We start from the raw sequence: 18,736 nt of genomic DNA on the forward strand, positions 1-18,736 counted from the left end.
ATGGTCAGTACACTGCCTGAAAAAACTCTCACCCGGTATCGCCTGCGGCGATGCCGACCTCTCCCTTATCCAAGGGAGAGGTGAGCCCGGGAGGGGTCTTAGTTCTTGTCTTTGAGTGCTGCCAGCACCGCGAAGGGAGAGTCGGGATCCGCCTCTTTCTTCTTGCGGTTGGGGCCAGCAGTGAAGGTGCGGGGGCCACGGTCCTGCGGCTTGCCGCGTTTGGGGCCGCCCTTGCCTTTGCGCGGGCCTTTTTCTCCGCCTTCGGCCTTTTTGCCCTGCGGCTTGCCCCGGCGGCGCTCCTGTTTCGGCCGCGGTGGGGTCCAGCGCCAGACAGTGACCTCGACGGTTTCCATCTCAACGGGCTCGGCGGGAGTCGCTTCCGCTTCCGGTGCCGCCACTTCAGCAGGCACTTCCGCATCCGTCACGGCGGTCGCGACAGCAGGCGTCTCGGCGATCTCTTCGGCTGGTTTATCCTGTTCATCCGTTGACGGAGCAGGCGCATCCGTCGCAGCGGGCTCTTCGCTCACAGCTTCAGCAACAGCCGGTGCTTCGGCGATAGACCCCTCGTCGCCCTCAGTTGGTGTTTCCGCCGCTTGAGGAGCTTCAGCGGGCACCTCCGCCGCAGGCTTCTCTTCGCTGCGCGGTTTGAGGCCAGCCGTGACCTTCGGCACGTCTTTTGTGATCGTGGCTTTCTTGAAGCCGAGCGATTGCAGAATGCTTTCGAAATCCTCGCCGGAACAGCCGACAAGGCTCATCATTTTCGCATTGGCTTCAAAGCCTTCACGGCCAGCCGCTTCGCGTGCCGTGCGGACCTCACCGGCGAGCCGCTCGAGCATGTCGATACGGACCGCGCGGGTGCCCGAGGGGCGATAGCCACTGGCAAAATAGAACGCAGCCGGAATATCCTTGTCATTGATGACAGAGGTCGAACCCGCAGGTGGCACCTGGAAGGCATCCGGGTCCTTGCCTTCCCACAGTGCCCAGAGAAGGGCGAGGAAATGGGCGGGCGCGGGCTTCAGCAGCCCCGGCATGTGGATCGTATATTCACCGAACCGCACACCGAGTTTTCTCAGCTTGCCGCGCTCGGGTTGTTCCAGTGCCTTGATCTCGTCCGAAATCTGATTGCGCGAGATCGCGCCGAAATTCTCGATCAGGCGGAAGGCAACGCCACGCGCGGTCGGCGCCAGCGCCTCGGGGTTTTCGGAAACCTCATTGACGGCCTTCTGCAGAGAGACAAGCGGGCTGATCAGATTCTCGACACGGTCGGCGATGAATTCGCGCACACGCTCTTCGATCGCCGGCAGGGATTGCGGTGGGAGATGCTCGGTCGCGACCAGCTTGAATTCAGGACGTAAGGGCTGCGGCCCCTTGGTGAGCTGCGCGACAGCCGATTGCCGCCACCAGATCGTCCCGCCTTCGCGCAAGGAGAATTCATGGAACCCGGCAGAGGCGAGCGCTGCGGCACGTGCCGCCAGCTCAGGCCGCAGGGCTTTGAGCGCCGCAAACCGCACGGCTTTCGCGTGCGGGCCCTTGGCGCGCGGGTCGAGGATGAATTGGAAGCCGAGCAACCGTCCGACAAATTCGCCTTCCACGATGACTTCTCCGTCCTGAGTGACGCCCGCAAGGAGTGGGGCGTCATCTTTCAATTTCTTCAACAGGACCGACGTGCGCCGGTCAATGAATCGCTGCGTGAGTTTTTCATGCAGCTTGTCCGAAAGCGCGTCTTCCAGCTGGCGCGCTTCCGCTTGCCACCGCCTTGCATTTTCCAGCCATCCCTGACGGTGAGAGAGATAGGTCCAGGTCCGCACATGCGCGATCCGGTTGGAGAGGGTGTCGACGTCCCCATCGAGCCGGTCAAGCCGTTCCAGCTGCGTCATGGTAAAGGCGGAGGGGATTTCCCCGCTTTCGAGTAGCTTGTGGTAGATTTCGCCCAGCATCTGCGCGTGCTGGTCGGGGGTGACTTTTCGGAAATCCGGCACCTGACAGACTTCCCAGAGGAGTTTAAGGGCCGCCCCGCCCTTGGCCATGTCCCGAATGTCGTGCCGTTTGGTCAGGCGGCGAAGTGCCTCCTCGTCATCATCCATCCGCGCCCGGACAAGCTCTCGCCGGGGCGGTTTTTGCTCAAGCGAGCGGAGGAGGGAGGGTAGAGAGCGGAAATCAAGATGCGGGCTGCGCCATTGCAGTGCCTCGACGGCATCAAACCGGTGCATGTCAACCTGATTGACGAGTTCCTCGCTGAAACCGGGGCAGTCGGCAGTCGTCCCCCAGCTGCCGTCCCTGACATGCCGGCCCGCCCGCCCTGCGATCTGGGCAACTTCCGCCGGGTACAGAAGGCGTGAATTCCGACCATCGAATTTCGCGCCGGCGGCAAAGGCGACATGGTCGATATCCATGTTCAGCCCCATGCCGATGGCGTCGGTCGCCACTAGATAATCGACTTCCCCTTCATTATAGAGGGCGGCCTGCGCATTGCGGGTCCTCGGAGAAAGGGCGCCCATGACGATGGCGGCCCCGCCGCGCTGGCGGCGGATCAGCTCGGCAATGGAATAGACATTCTCTGCACTGAAGGCGACGATGGCTGTCCGTCGCGGCAGGCGGGTCGCCTTTTTGTGCCCGATAAAGTCGAGCTGGGAGAACCGCTCACGGCTGACGAAATCGATATCATCGATCAGGCGGGTGAGGATCGGCCGCATCGTGTCCGAGCCGAGAAACAGCGTCTCATGTAGCCCGCGCGCATGAAGGAGGCGCTCGGTGAAGATCCGGCCGCGCTCAGGGTCAGCAGCAAGCTGGATCTCGTCAATCGCAAGGAAGCTGACCTGCCGCTCGAGCGGCATCGCTTCGACCGTGCAGATCCAGTAGCGGGCATTGTTCGGGATGATCTTCTCTTCGCCCGTGACCAGCGCGACGGCCTGCTCGCCCTTGCGCTCGACCATCTTCTCATAGACCTCACGCGCCAAGAGACGCAGCGGCAGGCCGATCATACCGCTCGCATGCGCGCTCATGCGGTCGAGCGCATAATGGGTCTTGCCGGTATTGGTCGGGCCGAGCACCGCCGTGATCGGTTTCTGGATCACGAGATTGCTGGGCAGTGGCGGGGTGGGGGGCATTTTTTCCCTAACTGAGGGGCGCGGCGCTCACATGTAGGCGGCAGCGTGCCTTCACGCAAATCGGAGGCCGGATCCATCGCGGAGAAGCGATGACTTCTCAGGCTGAGAGGAGATCGGCTTCAACGCAAAAAAGGGCAGTGCGTGTTGGCGCGCACTGCCCTGGGGATGGAAGGGGTGGGGTTCACACCCTTTCCGTTGGGATGGAAGTCTTGGGGGGCTTACCCATCCCAATCGAAACTGAAGGCGAAGGATGAGCCCTTGCGAGCTTCCTTGAATCGCTTCTTCTCGTCCGTGCTCAGATCATTCCGCTTGTCGATGAAGCTTGCGAGCTCTTTCGACTTAAGCGCGGTCGACGACGGGTTGAAGCAGAGCAGCTTATGCGTGACGCCATTCTTCGAGCTGCTCATGATCATCGGCTTTTCGGACTTTTTCTGGTGGCCTTCGCACTGATCAGCAAGCTTGCGGATCTGAAGCGTATTGGCACGGACTTTCTCATCAAAGTCTTCGCCAAGGGCTGCCTGAACCTGACCGTCGATATCCGCATCAGCGATGATCTTTTCGACGCGCCGAGAATAGGCTTCCATATCCTTCTCGAAGGTCGGCAGGACGATGGTCGTTGATTCTGGCAGCTTGATGACCTTGCCGTCAGCTGTCTTGACCTCGACCACGACGACTTCCGGCGGCGTCGGAGGTTCCGGGAGTTCGGGAATTTCCGGGGCGAAATTCTGAATAGCGGCCATGCGGTCTTCAAGGCCGACCATCGGGTCGGTCAGAAGAACAAAGCCTTCACCCGAATTGATGCTGACATCGATATCGCCGTCGGTCATCGTGAAAACGCTGTGCCCGTCATTATTATCGGCGATGATGGTCGTGTGACCGCTATTGCCGATATGGATTTCATGACGGACTTCCTCGGCGATGTTGCGGGCTTCCTCTGCCAGCTCGTTGCGTAGCTCCGACATTTCGATGCGCAGCTCGGCGGCCCATTCACGGGCATCTGCTGCCCGCTCGCGCTCATTTTCGGCAAGTTCGCGAGCCATCTCGCGGGCCTCATTGCGCAGCTCGCGGGCACGTTCCTCGGTCTCCCGGCGGCGTTCATCAAGCTCGCGGCGGCGTTCGTCATTGCGCATCTGCGCTTCACGTTGGCGCTCACGGGCTTCGGCGAGGCGCTCGCGCTCAGCTTCTGCCTGCTCGTGGGCACGTTCACGCTGCTCTGCTGCGCGTTCGCGCTGTTCTTCTGCGGCGCGGCGCTGTTCTTCGATGGCACGCTGACGATTATCATCCCGCGCGCGGCTGAGTTCCGCGAAGCGGAGTTCAGTATCCCCCCCTGAGCGGGCAGCGATCAGGCGAGCCTGAACGGAGGCCACACGGTCACGGACGATTTCGGCGCGTTCGGCATTCTCACCAGTCCGGCGGTTGGTGCGAGATGTATCTTCCTCATCGTCATTCCCGTCGAGCACGCTGTCGAGTTCTTCAGGATCAGGCGCTTCTTCCTGCACAGCATAGCTTGCCGTGCTGACCAGGCCGAGAATGGCAATCCCTGTGACCACGACGGCACCGCCGCGCAGGGTTTTGCGTATATTCATCAGCTTGAGGCGTTCTTTGAGGCCATGATCGAGCGTCAGGGCCGGCACCGGTCCGCAATCGGAGGGTTTGCGCACGGCTTTCAGAAGGGTCTGGGCATAGTCATGCCGGTGACCATCAAGCGAGCGCAGCACGGTCGCATCGCAGGCCGCTTCCTGATCGGAACGGAAGGCGGCAACCGCGCGGGCCGCGAACGGGTTGAACCATTGCGTTGAGCGCACTGCCGTCATGGCAAGGATCGCAAAGAGGTCACCACGGCGGACATGAAGAAGCTCATGAGCCAACGCATAGCGGCGTTCCTGCGGGCCAAAGCGGAAGGCAAAGTCTTCAGGCACGACAACGATCGGGCGGAACAGGCCGCAGACGAGCGGGCCATTATGCTCCGGGCAAAGACGGACGCTGATCGGCTGCTTGACGCCAAGCTCACGGGCAAGGGCCTTTGTCTCAGCGGCGGTTTGCGGATCGGCCGGGATCGTGTGCTGCCAGATGCGGTCAGCAAACACGAATTGGCGGACTACCATGCGCAGCGCGAGGCCCAGCGTGATGAGCACCCAGATCACCGCGAGGGATTGCCAGAACGGACCGGCAAAACCTGAGAAGTCGAGCTTTGGCATGGCAAAGCGCGATTGCGGCACGTCGCTGGTGAACATCGGCCCGGTATTCGAGCGAACCGACGGCTTCTCATTGAACTGGATATATTGGGGCGCTGGTTCATGGACCGGCGCGGGGACCGCATCGATCGGCTTGAGAACCGGATTGGGGCTCGCGCTCGGCCCGGCAGAGATGCTCCGCATGGCAACCGAAGTGGTCGCAGTCCGGATCGCGGTCGGCGTGCTTGTGAGTACAGGTGAGACAGAAGCAGTCGTGGTCGGCTTGGACGTAACGGAGACCGGCTCAGACACGATGCTCGGCTCGAAAGTCGGCAGTGGCGCAGTGAACGCAACAAAGGCGGTTTCCGCCGTGCGGATGATTTCCGGCGTTGGCGCAATCGGGATCGGCGGCATGGCAAGCCGGACGAGCGGCAGAAGCCAGAGGGCATAAGCCGCGCGCGGGCCAAACCGGCGCGCAACGGTGCCTCGAACTGCAAGGATGAACAGGATCAGCAGGCCGACCGCTAGGCTGGCCTCGAACATCTGTGTGACGGCAGAGGCAAGATCAACGATCATCTTTCAGCTCCCCGATCAACGCTTCGAGTTCTGCGATGTCATCAGCCGTCAGACCCTCTTTCTCGGCGAGATGCGCGACCAGTGGCGCAGCGCGGCCGCCGAACAGCTTGTCGACGAACTGGCGCGCGGCCTTGGTACGGTAATCCCCCTGCTCCAGGAGAGGCGTATATAGGTAGCGGCGGCCCTCGCTTTCAGTGGCGAGCGCGCCTTTTTCCACAAGCCGGGACAAAAGGGTTTTAACGGTGCGGTCGCTCCAGCCCGTATCGGGGGCGAGCTGTTCGGCCACATCGGCCGCCGTCTGGGGCGCATGGGCCCACAGCACCTTCATCACTTCAAGTTCGGAAGGGGAAATTTGGATCATGTGAGGGACTCCACCCGGTTCATTGTCCCTCCTGTCATGGACTACGGTTGTAGTCAACTCGGGCAGATGCCCGTTAAACATGAAAAAATGGGCAGATAGACGTGAAAAGGGAAAAAGTGGCTCCCGCCCGCCTGATGAGGGGCAGGCGGACGGGAGCCGGGGGCACCTGGACCACCCCGAATTTGTCAGCCTCTCCCACTGACGTTTTCGGGTACGAACGCCGGTCCGGCGCGCGCGGTGCTTCGGAAGAGCCCGGATGAGGATGGCGAGAACGCCGCCATCCATCGTCCCTGAAGAGCCCCCCAGACAATTCCGAGAGCCCCTCCTGAGTAGACGACGGGCGGGGAGGCAGATGTGTCGCGCGTCACAGGTGCTGACGCTTTTCTTATCCCGCTTGCCGAAAGACGTGAGGGAGGAGAGGATCGTCCCCATGCAAGTCCTGACCCCGCCACCCGAAGCCCTCGAGATCGCCCCCGATCGCCATGTCATGGTGCAGAGCTGCGAGGCCGGAAACCGTCCGCCTGCGGCGCTTTATGATGCGGGTGCCTTTGGTATTTATGCGGACGGGACATGGGTTGCTGAGGCGATGACGGAGCGGGGCCTGCCGACTGTCAGCTATACGCGGGCAGGGCTCTACGGTTCTGATCCGGTCCCGGCGGGCGAGAGGCCCGATCCTTTCTTTCATGCACGCGACATGGCGCGGCTTCTCGATAGGCTCGGCATGACATCACCCGTGCTGCTCTTGGGTCATTCCATGGCAGGTTTGCGGCTTCGGGCATTTGCCACGCTTTTCCCTGAGCGGGTGAGGGGGCTCATCTTCATTGATGCCGTCACCCCGTCACAGCTCGGCTGGACGGTTCGGCGAGAGTTGGTCCGCACTGGCTGCCGGTTGATTTCGGTCTGTGGCGGCGCTGCGGAGTCGCAGTTCGGGCAGAAAGTTCTTCGTCTTTACCCGAACAATATCCGGCTTGAGGGACGGGCGCGGGCCGACAAGCTCGCCTCACTTGCTTCGGCCGCTCATCTTGCCGCGACACGGGCAGAGATGCTCGCCAGTACCGATCCGGCGCTCAAGCCCCGCTTCGGTGAGCTCCCTGATGTGCCCAACGGTGCCGTCACCGCGACCATCGTCGCGCGCGGTACCAGGGAAGAGCCCTTCCGCCACCTTCATATCCCGCGCACTGGCCATGCCGAGATCCTCCAGCCGGCACCTGCCGCCCGGATCGCCGATTTCGCGCTTGAGGTGCTCGGAGAGGGGGCGGGGCAAGCTGCGGCAACATCGCTTGCATTCCAAGGCTGACAAAGCCGCCTGAAACCGCCACATGCACTGTCAAAGACCATAAGGAGGCGCCGTCATGGCCGCTGATAAAGAGCCCCTCGATCCTGCCGACTGCCAGACCATGGAAGATGTCCGGATCGGGGTCGACACGCTCGACCGGGACCTCGTCAAACTGCTTCTCAAACGGCAGGGCTATATGGCCGCCGCCGCCCGCATCAAGCCCACCGCGGATGATGTCCGGGTGCCCTGGCGGATCGAGGAAGTGGTCGAGAAAGTGTGTGCTGAAGCCCGTAAAATCGGGCTCTCAACCCGAATCGCAGAGCCAGTTTGGCGAGTTCTGATCGAACAATGCATCGAATATGAGCTGGAAGAGTGGCATCAACTGCATTCAGATGGGTTAGAATTAAAGACCGCAAATCAATAAATTAGACAGGTTTTCCCCAGAAATCCCTGTTTTTCACGGCGAACGCCATTTGACGGCCACAAAGAACCGTTCTTACCGTTCCGGCCTGATTTTCTGCCAACCCCAAGGAAATTCCATGAATAAGAATGAATTTATCGACGTCGTTGCTTCCAAAGCTGACATGACGAAGGCCGATGCTGGCCGCGCTGTCGACGCTGTTTTCGACGCAATCACCGAGACGCTTCAGAAGGGCGACGATGTTCGCCTCGTCGGTTTCGGCACCTTCTCCTCGAGCCGCCGTGCAGCTCGTGAGGGCCGTAACCCGCGCACCGGTGAGACGATCCAGATCAAAGCCTCCAACCAGCCGAAATTCTCGGCCGGTAAAGGCCTGAAAGACGCGCTGAACTAATCGCGCCGGATCAGATTTCGGAAGAGGGCGCCTGAGGGCGCCCTTTTTTGTTCTGTCACGTAGTTTCGGGGTTGCCGTCCCGGTCCGAGCGCGCCTACAGGGAAATTCCATGACGCGGTATATTTTCATCACCGGCGGCGTGGTTTCCTCTCTCGGAAAAGGCGTGGCTTCTGCAGCACTTGGTGCGCTTCTTCAGGCCCGTGGCTATACAGTCCGCCTGCGGAAACTCGACCCCTATCTCAATGTCGATCCGGGCACGATGTCGCCCTATCAGCATGGCGAAGTCTTCGTGACCGAAGACGGCGCCGAGACCGATCTCGATCTTGGCCACTATGAGCGGTTCACCGGGGTCAATGCCCGCAAGACCGACAATGTGACGACGGGGCAGATCTATTCCTCGATCATCGAGAAGGAACGCCGCGGCGATTATCTTGGCGCGACCGTGCAGGTCATTCCGCACGTCACTGACGCCATCAAGGAGTTCGTCCTGTCTCCAGCGCTGGGCGAGGACGGCAAGGAAGTCGATTTCTGCCTTTGCGAGATCGGCGGCACTGTTGGCGACATTGAGGGACTGCCCTTCTTCGAAGCCATTCGTCAGTTGGGGAATGAATTGCCCCGCAATCAGGCGATCTTCGTTCACCTGACGCTGATGCCCTATATTCCGGCGGCCGGCGAGATGAAGACGAAGCCGACCCAGCACTCGGTAAAAGAGCTGCGCTCGATCGGCATCCAGCCTGATCTCCTGCTGGTGCGGGCTGACCGGCCGATCCCCGAAGGCGAACGAAAGAAGATCGCGCAATTCTGTAACGTCCGCTCCAGCGCCGTCATTCAGGCGATGGATGCACGCACGATCTATGAAGTGCCGCTGGCCTATCATGGCGAGGGCTTTGACCGCGAAGTGCTCGAAGCTTTCGGCATCACGGATGCACCCGACCCTGATCTTTCCCGCTGGCGCGAGATCGTCAGCCGCGTGACGGCGCCCGATGGTGAAGTCACTATCGCCATTGTCGGCAAATATACCGTCCTCAAAGACGCCTATAAATCGCTGATCGAAGCGCTGGTGCATGGGGGCATTGCGAACAATGTCCGGGTCAATATCGAGTGGATCGACGCCGGGATTTTCGAGCGCGAGGATCTCGCGATCTCGCGGCTTCAATCCGTACACGGTGTGCTGGTCCCCGGCGGCTTTGGTGAGCGCGGCGCAGAAGGCAAGATCAAGGCGGCAGGCTATGCCCGGACCTCGAAGATTCCCTATTTCGGGATCTGCTTTGGCATGCAGATGGCTGTCATCGAAACGGTGAGGAACCTGCTCGGCGATGCGACCGCAACGTCTTCCGAATTCCCGGCTCAGGGCCAGAATGTCGTCGGGCTGATGACTGAATGGGTGCAGGGCAATCAGGTGCAGGCGCGTACCGAGGACAGTGACCTTGGCGGCACGATGCGGCTCGGCGCCTATGAAGCCTCACTCGCCGAAGGCTCGAAGGTGCATGAGATCTATGGCGCGAAGACGATCCATGAGCGTCACCGCCACCGCTATGAAGTCGACATGTCAATCGAGGGCGCGCTTTCCGATCACGGCGTGAAGTTCTCCGGCAAATCGCCCGATGGGCGCCTGCCCGAGATCATGGAGATCGAGGATCACCCATGGTTCATCGCGGTGCAGTACCACCCCGAGCTCAAATCCCGGCCCTTTGATCCGCACCCGCTCTTTGCGAGCTTCATCAAGGCAGCGCTGGAGCGCTCGCGCCTCATCTGATCCGCGGGCGACCTTCAGCTCAGATGCGGGTCCGCGCGCAGACGGCTTGCGGCCATATCAACAAAGGCCCGGACCTTGGCGGAGGCCCGCATCCCTTCTGCATGGATCAGATGGATCGGCAGGGGATCGGGTTCGAATTCGGAGAGCACCGTTTTAAGCCCGCCCGCATCAAGGTCAGGCCCGATCTGATAGGAAAGCACCCGCGTCAGGCCCCATCCGGTTTTCGCGGCAGCAATTGCGGCGGGGACGGAGGCATAGGTCAGGCGAGGGGTCACCTCGACGCTCTCCCCACCTGCAAAGCTCCATTTATTGCTCGCTGAGACCGAGCGCACCGCGATGATGTTGTGGTCCGCAAGATCGGCAGGCCTTTGCGGCAGGCCGTGCCGTTCAAAATAGGACGGACACCCGCAGATCACCCGCCGGACCTCGCCGACCCGGACAGCCCGAAGGCTTGAATCGGGCAGGGGGCCGATGCGCAGGGCGACATCAAAGCCTTCCTCAATAATGCTGGCGACGCGGTCGAGATAGACCGCCTCCGCCGTCACATCCTTATACTGATTAAGGTAATCGAGCAGGATTGGCGAGATATAATGCTGGCCGAAAAGGACAGGCGCGGTCAGCCGCAACAGCCCGGACGGTGCCCGGTGCGCGCCGCGAGCGGCATCATCGGCGGCCTGCATCTCCTCAACGATCCGTCTGGCGTCGGTGAGATAGGCGGCGCCTGCCTCGGTCAGGGTGACGATGCGCGTCGTCCGGTGGAGGAGGGTGACGCCGAGCGCGTCTTCCAGCTCATTGATGATCCGCGTCACGCTCGGCGCGCTGAGGCCTAGCGTCCGGCCCGCCCCGGCAAGGCTGCCGCTCTCCGCCACGGCAATGAAGGTTTCGAGGGCGCGGTAGCGATCCATTCTGCGGCTCCTTTTTTCTTCCATATAATGGAATAATCACTTTTAAAAAGGCGCTATTATTTTGTGAGCGTGGCCGACCATCTCCCTCTCATCGGCGCCGGGCTTCACCGGCACCCCAGATGAAAGGAACGACCCCGATGTCCCGTATTCCCACCCCCGCCAGCGTCAGCGATGCCCCGGCAGCTTCCCAGCCGCTTCTCGACAATGTGAAAAAATCGCTCGGCTCCGTGCCGAACATGTTCCGTATCGTATCGACCAGCCCGGCAGCGCTTGAAGGCTATCTCAGCCTCAGTGGCGCACTCGGCAAAGGCAAGCTCGATCCGGTGACCCGTGAGCGTATCGCGCTGGCCGTCGCCCAGCTCAATGGCTGTAGCTACTGCCTCGCCGCGCACACCTATCTTGGTACCAATATCGCCAAACTGTCGCCGGCAGAGATCGAAGCCAATCGCCGTGGCGGTTCAACCGATGCCAAGGCGGATGCTGCAGTCAAATTTGCCGCTGAAATCGTCCGTGATCGTGGCCGGGTCAGCGCCGCTGCCATCGAAGACGTCAAAGTCGCCGGCTATTCGGACGAAGAGATTGTCGAGATTGTTCTGCACGTCTCGCTCAATACACTGACCAACTATGTGAACGAAGTCCTCGGAACGGAAGTAGACTTCCCCGAGGCGAGTGATCTCGCAGCCTAACCCCGCGAGACTGGCGGACTGGTCAGGCGGTCACACGCCCCTCTCTCTGGCGCCTTGACCGGTCCGCCGCCCTTCCTGATCAATTCGGAGCCCCCAATGCGTCCCCCCTTGCCGCCCTTCACCCATGAAACATCAGTACAGAAAGTCCGCGCCGCCGAGGACGCCTGGAATTCGCGCGATCCTGCCCGCGTAGCGCAGGCCTATTCGCTGAAAAGCGAGTGGCGGAACCGGTCTGAATTCCTGACCGGCCGCGCTGACATCGAGGCTTTCCTGACCCGTAAATGGGCAGTCGAGCGCGAATATCGTCTGACCAAGGAGTTATGGGCGTTTGAAGGAAACCGGATCGCCGTCCGTTTTGCCTATGAATATCTTGCCGCGCACGGTGCCTGGATACGCGCCTATGGCAATGAGAACTGGGAATTTGACGAGGACGGATTGATGCGCCGCCGGATCGCCAGCATCAATGACCTTGAAATCACAGATGCGGAACGCCTGTTCTTCTGGCCTCTCGGCCCCCGGCCTGCCGATCATCCGGGTCTGACTGAGCTTGGGCTCTAGGAACATGGCCACGCTGCAAATTTCTTCCGATATCGCCTTCACGAAAGAGGTAAAGGCGATCCAGGACCGCAAGGGCTCGCGCGACAGCTATGCGCGGATGGAGGAGAAGGGCGGCTGGTCAGTCGATATCGATGATCAGTTGGCGTCCTTTATCGCAGAGCAGCGTAGTGTCTTTCTCGCCACAGTGTCGAGCGATGGCGCTCCCTACATCCAGCATCGCGGCGGCCCGCCGGGGTTTCTCAAAGTGCTCGATGCGCGAACACTCGGCTTTGCCGATTTCAAAGGAAACCGGCAGTTCATCACGCAAGGCAATCTGGTTGAGAACAACAAGGCCCATCTGTTCCTGATCGACTATGTCCATCGCCGGCGGGTCAAGATCTGGGGACGGGCACGGATCATCGAAGATGATCCCGAACTTGTCGAACGCCTGATGCCGGAGAATTACAGGGCTCGACCTGAACAGGCGCTGCTCTTTGATGTTGACGCATGGGATGTGAACTGCCCCCAGCACATCCCGCAGCGTTTTGAGGCCGAAGACGTCGAACGCGCACTTGCGGACCGCGATGCCCGGATCGCCGCGCTCGAAGCAGAGCTTGCGTCTCTCAGACAACCTCTTCCCACGGAAGGCTGAGACGGGCGGCGGCGTTGATAATGCCGACCATTGAATAGGTCTGGGGCAGGTTCCCCCACAGCTCGCCTGACTCCGTATCGACGTCTTCTGACAAGAGGCCGAGCCGGGTGCGATGGGCAAGGACGGATTCGAACATCTCGCGCGCCTGGTCGGTGCGGCCGATCCGGGCGAGGGCGTCGATATGCCAGAAGGTGCAAGCGGTGAAAGCGGTCTTCGGCTTGCCGAAATCATCCGCCTCCCGATAACGATAGACATGCGGACCTTCGCGGAGCTCATCGTCAATGCGCTCGACTGTTGCGACATAGCGAGGATCCATCGGCTCGATAAAACCGATCTCGGCCATCAGAAGGACAGAGGCATCAAGCGCGTCCCCGCCAAAGGCGCCGGTAAAGGCATTGCGTTTCTCGTTCCACGCTTCCTTGAGGATGACCCCGCGCATTTCATCCGCGCGCGCCTGCCAGTGATCCTGCCGTGCCGTCTGGCCCAGTACGCCCGCGATCCGCGCCAGCCGTTCACAGGCAGCCCAGCACATGATCGCCGAAGACGTGTGCACGCTTGCTCGCCCCCGATATTCCCAGATCCCGGCATCCGGGGTGTTATAGACCTGATAGGCGCGTTCACCGACCTTCTCGAAATGCGCAAACTCGAGGGGGCCGGATTTATAGAACAGCCTGTCATCGAAAAAGGTTTGTGCGGCGCCGAGAACGACATGTCCGTAGACATCATGCTGAATATGCTCCGCCGCCTGATTGCCAAACCGGACCGGGCCCATGCCGCGATAGCCGGGTAGGGCGGTGGCGATCGTCTCGGTCAGATCGTCTTCCAGCGATACGCCATAAACCGGCTGGATGTGCCCGCCATCGGTATGGACGACGATATTGCGCAGATAGCTCAGGTAATGCTCCAGCGTGCCGACAGCGGAGAGCCGGTTGAGCGCGGTCACGGTAAAATAGGCATCACGTAGCCAGCAGAAACGGTAATCCCAGTTCCGCTCGGAGCCGCTGTGCTCCGGGATACTGGTTGTCAGGGCGGCAACGATGCCGCCAGTTTCTTCGTAGACGCACAGTTTCAGGGTGATCGCTGCGCGGATCACGGCCTGTTGCCACTCCGCCGGAATGGCAAGGCGCCGCGACCAGTCGCGCCAGTGATCACGTGTCCGCTTGAGCCAGTCCTGCGCCATATCGCCGACACTGTCCGACAGGCTTTCATCGGGGCCGACAATGAACCCGAAGGGACGGTCGAGCACAAACTCCCGGCCATCCATGATGTAGCTGACCGGCACATCAGTCGTGACCCGGAACCCCGCCCCATCATCCGGATAGCTGATATGAGAGACGCCGCGCCGCGGTTCAATGATTTGTGCCCCCCGTTCCTTTGTGCCGCAAAGGTCAATGGTGATCCGTGGCAGGCCCTTGAGCGGTTCGATCATTCGGACAATCGAGGAAGGGCGGAAGAGGCGCCCGCGATCAGTAAAGCGCGGCGCAAAATCGGTGATCTTGACTGCCGAGCCATCCTCGGAATGAAGGATGGTCTCAAGGATCGCGGTATTACCATCATAGCGCTGCTCGGAGCGGATATGCGAGTTGAGCCGGATGCCGAATACGCCCTTGCCACCGAGCAGGGAGTTGAAGACGGGCTCTGCATCGATCCGCGGCAGGCAGAGCCACACGCAAGTACCGTCTTCATCAATCAGTGCAGAGACGGTGCAGTTACCGATCGCGCCAAGTTCGAGATTCATGCTTCACCACTTTTCTGAAAGCCAGGACCACACCGCCTGCGGATCATCCATCCGGTAGGGCGCAACCGTTTCGCCGGCCCCAACCTTGATGGCTGTGCCGCCAATTTCAAGGGCTGTTTTCATCGCATCTTCATCGGTCGCATCATCTCCGACCATGATGGGGGTGCGGCCTTCGAAAGGCGGTGCCGACATCATTCTGGCAAGGGCCGCGCCCTTGTTTGCTTCTGAAGGCTTTGCTTCGAAAACCATCTTGCCGGACTGCAGTCTGTAGCTGGGAAAATCACTCAGGAGACGGCGTAATTCACCTTCGATGTGGTCTGCGTGCTCGGGGATCTGCCGGTAATGAAACGCCAGAACTCGGCCTTTTTCTTCAAGTCGGCTCCCCGGATGGCGCGCTTCTATACCACGCACGCCGTTGAGGAGGTCATATGGTGCGCTTCCCTCGTGGCGTTTTGCTGTTTCGCCCGGCGATGCCACATCAAGGCCATGCCCGCCAATTCGCCAGAGCTCCTGCGGCACGCGGGTCTGCAGGTCCATGACATCGCGCCCGCTGATCACCGCCAGCGCTCCGCCAATCCGTGCCGAGAGCGCCACCAGCGCCTCGGCGCCGCCTTGGGGAAGGGCAACCGTATCCGGATCATCCTGAATATCTGTCAGCGTGCCATCGAAATCGAGAAACAGGGCATGGTCTGGCGATAGGGAAGGGAGCGTCATATGGGGCACCTTTCCGGTAGAGAGTTAAAGGAGGGTGTCCCGCGGCCTAAACGGCCTCAAGGTCATGCAGGTAGCTGTTGCGCCACCATCCGATATCATATTCCATGACGGTCTGGCGCAATTGCTGCCAGCGTTCGCGCCGTTCTTCGACTGGCATGGTCAGGGCCGTGTAGATTGTTTCGGCGACCCGCTCACGGTCATAGGGGTTCACGATCAGCGCCGACTGCAATTGTTCGGCGGCGCCTGCGAATTCCGAGAGAATGAGGACGCCCGGGTCTTCTTCCGTCTGGGCCATGACGAATTCCTTGCAGACAAGGTTCATGCCGTCGCGCAACGGAGTGACAAGTCCTACACGGGCCACACGGAACAATCCGGCCAGCTCTTCACGTGTGTATGAGCGGGCAAGATAGCGCAAGGGGATCCAGTCGAGGTCACCGTAGTCGCCATTGATCCGCCCCGCGAGTTGGTCGAGCTGTTCGCGGAGCTCGCGATATTCCTCGACCTTGGAGCGGGAGGGCGGGGCAATCTGGGTGACCGAGACCTTGCCGTGCAATTCGGGGTGATCGTCGAAAAGTTGGCCGACCGCCTCAAACCGTTCGGGCAGCCCCTTAGAATAATCCATCCGGTCGACCCCGATAACGAGTGAGCGGTTACCAAGGAACCGGCCGATTTTCTCCGCAGCGATGCTTGCTTCTTCGGTATCGCCAGCGGCCTCAAAGCCCTCTGCGTCGATGCCAATCGGATAGGCGGCGACTTTCACGGTCCGGTCGAATGCCCTTATCCGGCCATCGCCGAGATCTTCACCGCCATTGTCTTCGATCAGGTGACGGATGAAATTCTGCCGGTCCTGCTCGGACTGAAAGCCGATCACGTCATAAGCGCACATCGCCCGGGTGATCCATTCGTGCTCCGGGATCGCCCGGAAAACTTCCGGTGCCGGGAAGGGGATGTGGAGGAAAAAGCCGATCGGGCCTTTCCATCCTACCTTGCGCAGGCAGTCCGCCATCAAAAGATAGTGGTAGTCATGGACCCAGACCGCGTCGCCGGGCTCGGCCCGGTCTCCGACGATTTGGGCGATGCGCTGATTGACCTGCGCATATCCGGCAAAGGCCTTGTGATCGAACGAAGCCAGATCGACGCGATAATGGAAGATCGGCCACAACACGCGATTGGCATATTGCAGATAATACTGCTCGTATTCATTGTGAGTGAGGTCTGTGAGAACGAATTCGACGCCGTCATCGCGAAAGACTTCGACCCCGCGCGGGGTCTCATTGACGAGCTTGCCGCTCCAGCCAACCCACATGCCGCCAGAAGACTTGAGAGCTTCCCAGACCGCGACGGCCAGACCGCCCGCCCGCGCCTTGGGGTCGGAAGCTGTCCGGTTCGATATCGCGATCATTCTGCCCATCTCATCCAGCTCCTCTTTTGTGCACCTGCGAACAGCTTAGAGCATATTGCGCATGCACCGAAGAGGTGAATGAATGGAATAACAGTCGGTTCCCTGCGGCCTTACATTCACAGGCCGATGGGCAGCCTAGATTGCGCGGCGCATTTCCTCGGGAACTTCCATACCCAGATCGCGCATCGCCATCCCGCGGAAGGGCGCTTTGCGCCATTCAGGGAGGGCGTCATAGACGGCATTGATCGAGCCGCCGATCCGCTGGCGCTGTTCAGGTTCAATCTCTTTCTCGTAGATCTCGCGGGCGAGCAGATCGACCATCTCCTGCTGGCTGAGTGAGAGATGTGGCCAGGACATGCGGGCCAGATCCTGCACAGGAATCGCCGGTGCTGCGCCAGCAATGGAGGCGCTGACGACTGGCAGGGCGGTGATAGCGAGAAATCCGGCCAGAAAGCCGAATACGAATGGCAAACGAAACAAGGACAACGCAACTCTCCGAGGAACCACAGGCAACCTTAATAGCCAAAGGGAATGAGAACTCGCTGAACTGGACCGTCGAATCTTTTGGTTATCGCGTTAATCATGACGGGCCGATCCGTTCACGATATTCGAGGAAGGGCGTGACCTTTTTGAGGCTTTCGCCAAAAAGAACTTGCGCCGGAACGGACTTCTCGCTAGCTGCGCCGTCTTCCGGTTTTCACCGTCAGAATTCATTCGTCAGGGAGACGATCATGGCCGTCCCGAAGAGTAAGATCACGCGCTCCAAACGCGGCATGCGCCGTGCGCATGACAGTATCAGCGCCGAAACGTTCGTTGAAGACAAACAGAGCGGCAACCTTCGCCGTAACCACCATATCGACCTGAAGTCCGGCACCTATAATGGTCGCCAGGTCCTGTCGCCGCAGGAAGACTAAGCGTCGATACGTTCTGTTACATTGGCGCCTTCCGGGTGCCATCTTGAATTGAAAGGCTCGCAACTCCTGTTGGAGCGGCGGGCCTTTTGTTTACGAACTGACGCCGATCTGTCTTAATCCCTCCCAAGGGACACGAATTTTTTTGAGGTTCGGGATGCGGCGCATTGATCTTGTTATACTTTCTGCCTTCGGCTTGGGATCTCTGACGGCATGTGTGGCGACCGCCCCGCCAGATGATGTTCTGGGCGCCATGGATGCCTGTGACCGTCAGGCAGAAGTCTGTCGCCGCTATGGCGATGAAGACCCGATCTATGACGAATATGGCCGGCGCCTGGGCTGTGAGCAGCAGGCGGATCGCTGCTTCAACCGCGTCTACCGCGATGCCCAGCGACGCTACAGCTACAACACCATCGCTGACGACTTCATCTTCTATGGCCGCTCAGGCTATTGGAGCCCGCGCCACGGCTGGACCTTTGGTCCGCATGGACGAGCTTATACCTACTACCGCGATCGGGATTATGATCGCCGGTACAGTGATCCTTACTACGACGATCCTTATGACTGTTACGGCCGCTATCAGGCGAGCTGGTGCTATGATCCCTATTACCGGCGGGACCGGGACCGTGACCGCGATAGAGATCGCGACCGGGATAGAGATCGTGATCGCGACAGGGACCGCGATACGCCGCCGCCCTCAACCGAGCCGAATCCGAAGGGCAATACACCGGCCCGCCGGCCCGTAGATGAACCAAGATATGTGCCGGGACCGACGGAGGCCAAGCCCGCGCCTGCTGATCCTGCGCGCTCACGCCCGCCGCAGCGCTCGAATCCGCCCAGCCGAACCGAGCCGCCGCGCCAGTCCGCGCCTCAGCCTGCGCCCAAGCCAACGGCGCCGCCGCCTCAGCGCTATGAGCCACCGCCCAGCTCTCCACCGCAGCGGACAAGCCCACCGCCGGAGCGATCAACGCCCGCGCCGGCGCCTCAGCCCGCGGCAAAACCTGCCCCCAGGCCGACACCGAAGCCTGAGCCCAAACGCTCGACGCCCAGAAATTCTGATCCGGATTTCTCGGAAGACAGATAGGGCGATCACGATTTCCTGCCCCGGGCTGTCATGTTTCCGCCCGGG

General features: G+C 60.7%; 17 protein-coding genes. 9 read left to right on the forward strand and 8 right to left on the reverse strand.

All coding sequences use genetic code 11. The annotated features are described in order from the left end of the window. Window positions 1-98: 98 nt before the first annotated feature. The 3 genes from DX908_RS15705 to DX908_RS15715 form a co-directional block, all read right to left on the reverse strand. Complete coding sequence (locus DX908_RS15705) at window positions 99-3,107, reverse strand: helicase-related protein (RefSeq protein WP_116393427.1); 3,009 nt, start codon at window positions 3,105-3,107, stop codon at window positions 99-101. A 218-nt stretch (window positions 3,108-3,325) separates the two neighbouring features. Beyond that, a complete protein-coding gene (locus DX908_RS15710) occupies window positions 3,326-5,857 on the reverse strand; it encodes a M56 family metallopeptidase (RefSeq protein ID WP_116393428.1) in 2,532 nt (843 codons plus the stop codon). After that, a complete protein-coding gene (locus DX908_RS15715; protein ID WP_116393429.1) occupies window positions 5,847-6,218 on the reverse strand; it encodes a BlaI/MecI/CopY family transcriptional regulator in 372 nt (123 codons plus the stop codon). Before DX908_RS15715 ends, DX908_RS15710 begins: the two co-directional genes overlap by 11 nt. A 430-nt stretch (window positions 6,219-6,648) precedes the next feature. Between DX908_RS15715 and DX908_RS15720 the strand changes: the two genes are divergently transcribed. From DX908_RS15720 to pyrG, 4 genes are all read left to right on the forward strand, one after another. After that, complete coding sequence (locus tag DX908_RS15720) at window positions 6,649-7,515, forward strand: alpha/beta fold hydrolase (RefSeq protein WP_158548877.1); 867 nt, start codon at window positions 6,649-6,651, stop codon at window positions 7,513-7,515. A 55-nt stretch (window positions 7,516-7,570) separates the two neighbouring features. Then, complete coding sequence (locus tag DX908_RS15725) at window positions 7,571-7,918, forward strand: chorismate mutase (RefSeq protein ID WP_116393431.1); 348 nt, start codon at window positions 7,571-7,573, stop codon at window positions 7,916-7,918. Between the two features lie 115 nt (window positions 7,919-8,033). Beyond that, window positions 8,034-8,306, forward strand: a complete 273-nt coding sequence (hbs, locus tag DX908_RS15730; RefSeq protein WP_116393432.1) for a non-specific DNA-binding protein Hbs — start codon at window positions 8,034-8,036, stop codon at window positions 8,304-8,306. 109 nt (window positions 8,307-8,415) lie between these two features. Then, a complete protein-coding gene (gene pyrG / locus DX908_RS15735; RefSeq protein WP_116393433.1) occupies window positions 8,416-10,062 on the forward strand; it encodes a CTP synthase in 1,647 nt (548 codons plus the stop codon). Window positions 10,063-10,076: 14 nt separating this feature from the next. On the opposite strand, the gene DX908_RS15740 is transcribed toward pyrG, so the two are convergent. Beyond that, window positions 10,077-10,967, reverse strand: coding sequence for a LysR family transcriptional regulator (locus DX908_RS15740; protein ID WP_116393434.1), 891 nt, complete (start codon window positions 10,965-10,967; stop codon window positions 10,077-10,079). A 137-nt stretch (window positions 10,968-11,104) separates the two neighbouring features. Between DX908_RS15740 and DX908_RS15745 the strand changes: the two genes are divergently transcribed. From DX908_RS15745 to DX908_RS15755, 3 genes are all read left to right on the forward strand, one after another. Then, complete coding sequence (locus DX908_RS15745; protein ID WP_116393435.1) at window positions 11,105-11,653, forward strand: carboxymuconolactone decarboxylase family protein; 549 nt, start codon at window positions 11,105-11,107, stop codon at window positions 11,651-11,653. 96 nt (window positions 11,654-11,749) lie between these two features. Beyond that, window positions 11,750-12,211: a nuclear transport factor 2 family protein gene (locus tag DX908_RS15750; protein WP_116393436.1), complete on the forward strand. Its 462-nt coding sequence runs from the start codon at window positions 11,750-11,752 to the stop codon at window positions 12,209-12,211. Between the two features lie 4 nt (window positions 12,212-12,215). Next, on the forward strand, window positions 12,216-12,842 hold the full coding sequence (locus DX908_RS15755; protein ID WP_116393437.1) for a pyridoxamine 5'-phosphate oxidase family protein: 627 nt from the start codon (window positions 12,216-12,218) through the stop codon (window positions 12,840-12,842). Here DX908_RS15755 and DX908_RS15760 read toward each other — a convergent pair. From DX908_RS15760 to DX908_RS15775, 4 genes are all read right to left on the reverse strand, one after another. Continuing rightward, complete coding sequence (locus DX908_RS15760) at window positions 12,814-14,580, reverse strand: glycoside hydrolase family 15 protein (RefSeq protein ID WP_116393438.1); 1,767 nt, start codon at window positions 14,578-14,580, stop codon at window positions 12,814-12,816. The two genes, DX908_RS15755 and DX908_RS15760, sit on opposite strands and share 29 nt — an antisense overlap. Before the next feature lie 3 nt (window positions 14,581-14,583). After that, window positions 14,584-15,294, reverse strand: a complete 711-nt coding sequence (otsB, locus tag DX908_RS15765; RefSeq protein WP_116393439.1) for a trehalose-phosphatase — start codon at window positions 15,292-15,294, stop codon at window positions 14,584-14,586. A gap of 46 nt (window positions 15,295-15,340) precedes the next feature. Then, window positions 15,341-16,696: an alpha,alpha-trehalose-phosphate synthase (UDP-forming) gene (locus DX908_RS15770; protein WP_233508736.1), complete on the reverse strand. Its 1,356-nt coding sequence runs from the start codon at window positions 16,694-16,696 to the stop codon at window positions 15,341-15,343. A 135-nt stretch (window positions 16,697-16,831) separates the two neighbouring features. Next, entirely contained in the window at window positions 16,832-17,182 is a 351-nt protein-coding gene (locus DX908_RS15775) for a hypothetical protein (protein WP_158548878.1), read from the reverse strand. Between the two features lie 245 nt (window positions 17,183-17,427). Here DX908_RS15775 and rpmF point away from each other — a divergent pair, with 245 nt between their 5' ends. After that, a complete protein-coding gene (rpmF, locus tag DX908_RS15780) occupies window positions 17,428-17,610 on the forward strand; it encodes a 50S ribosomal protein L32 (RefSeq protein WP_116393442.1) in 183 nt (60 codons plus the stop codon). A 154-nt stretch (window positions 17,611-17,764) separates the two neighbouring features. Next, window positions 17,765-18,691 carry a hypothetical protein gene (locus DX908_RS15785; protein ID WP_116393443.1) on the forward strand — a complete coding sequence of 309 codons (927 nt, stop codon included), beginning with the start codon at window positions 17,765-17,767 and terminating at the stop codon, window positions 18,689-18,691. Window positions 18,692-18,736 lie beyond the last annotated feature (45 nt).

The sequence above is a fragment of the Parvularcula marina genome (assembly GCF_003399445.1).
Taxonomy (GTDB): Bacteria; Pseudomonadota; Alphaproteobacteria; order Caulobacterales; family Parvularculaceae; genus Parvularcula; species Parvularcula marina.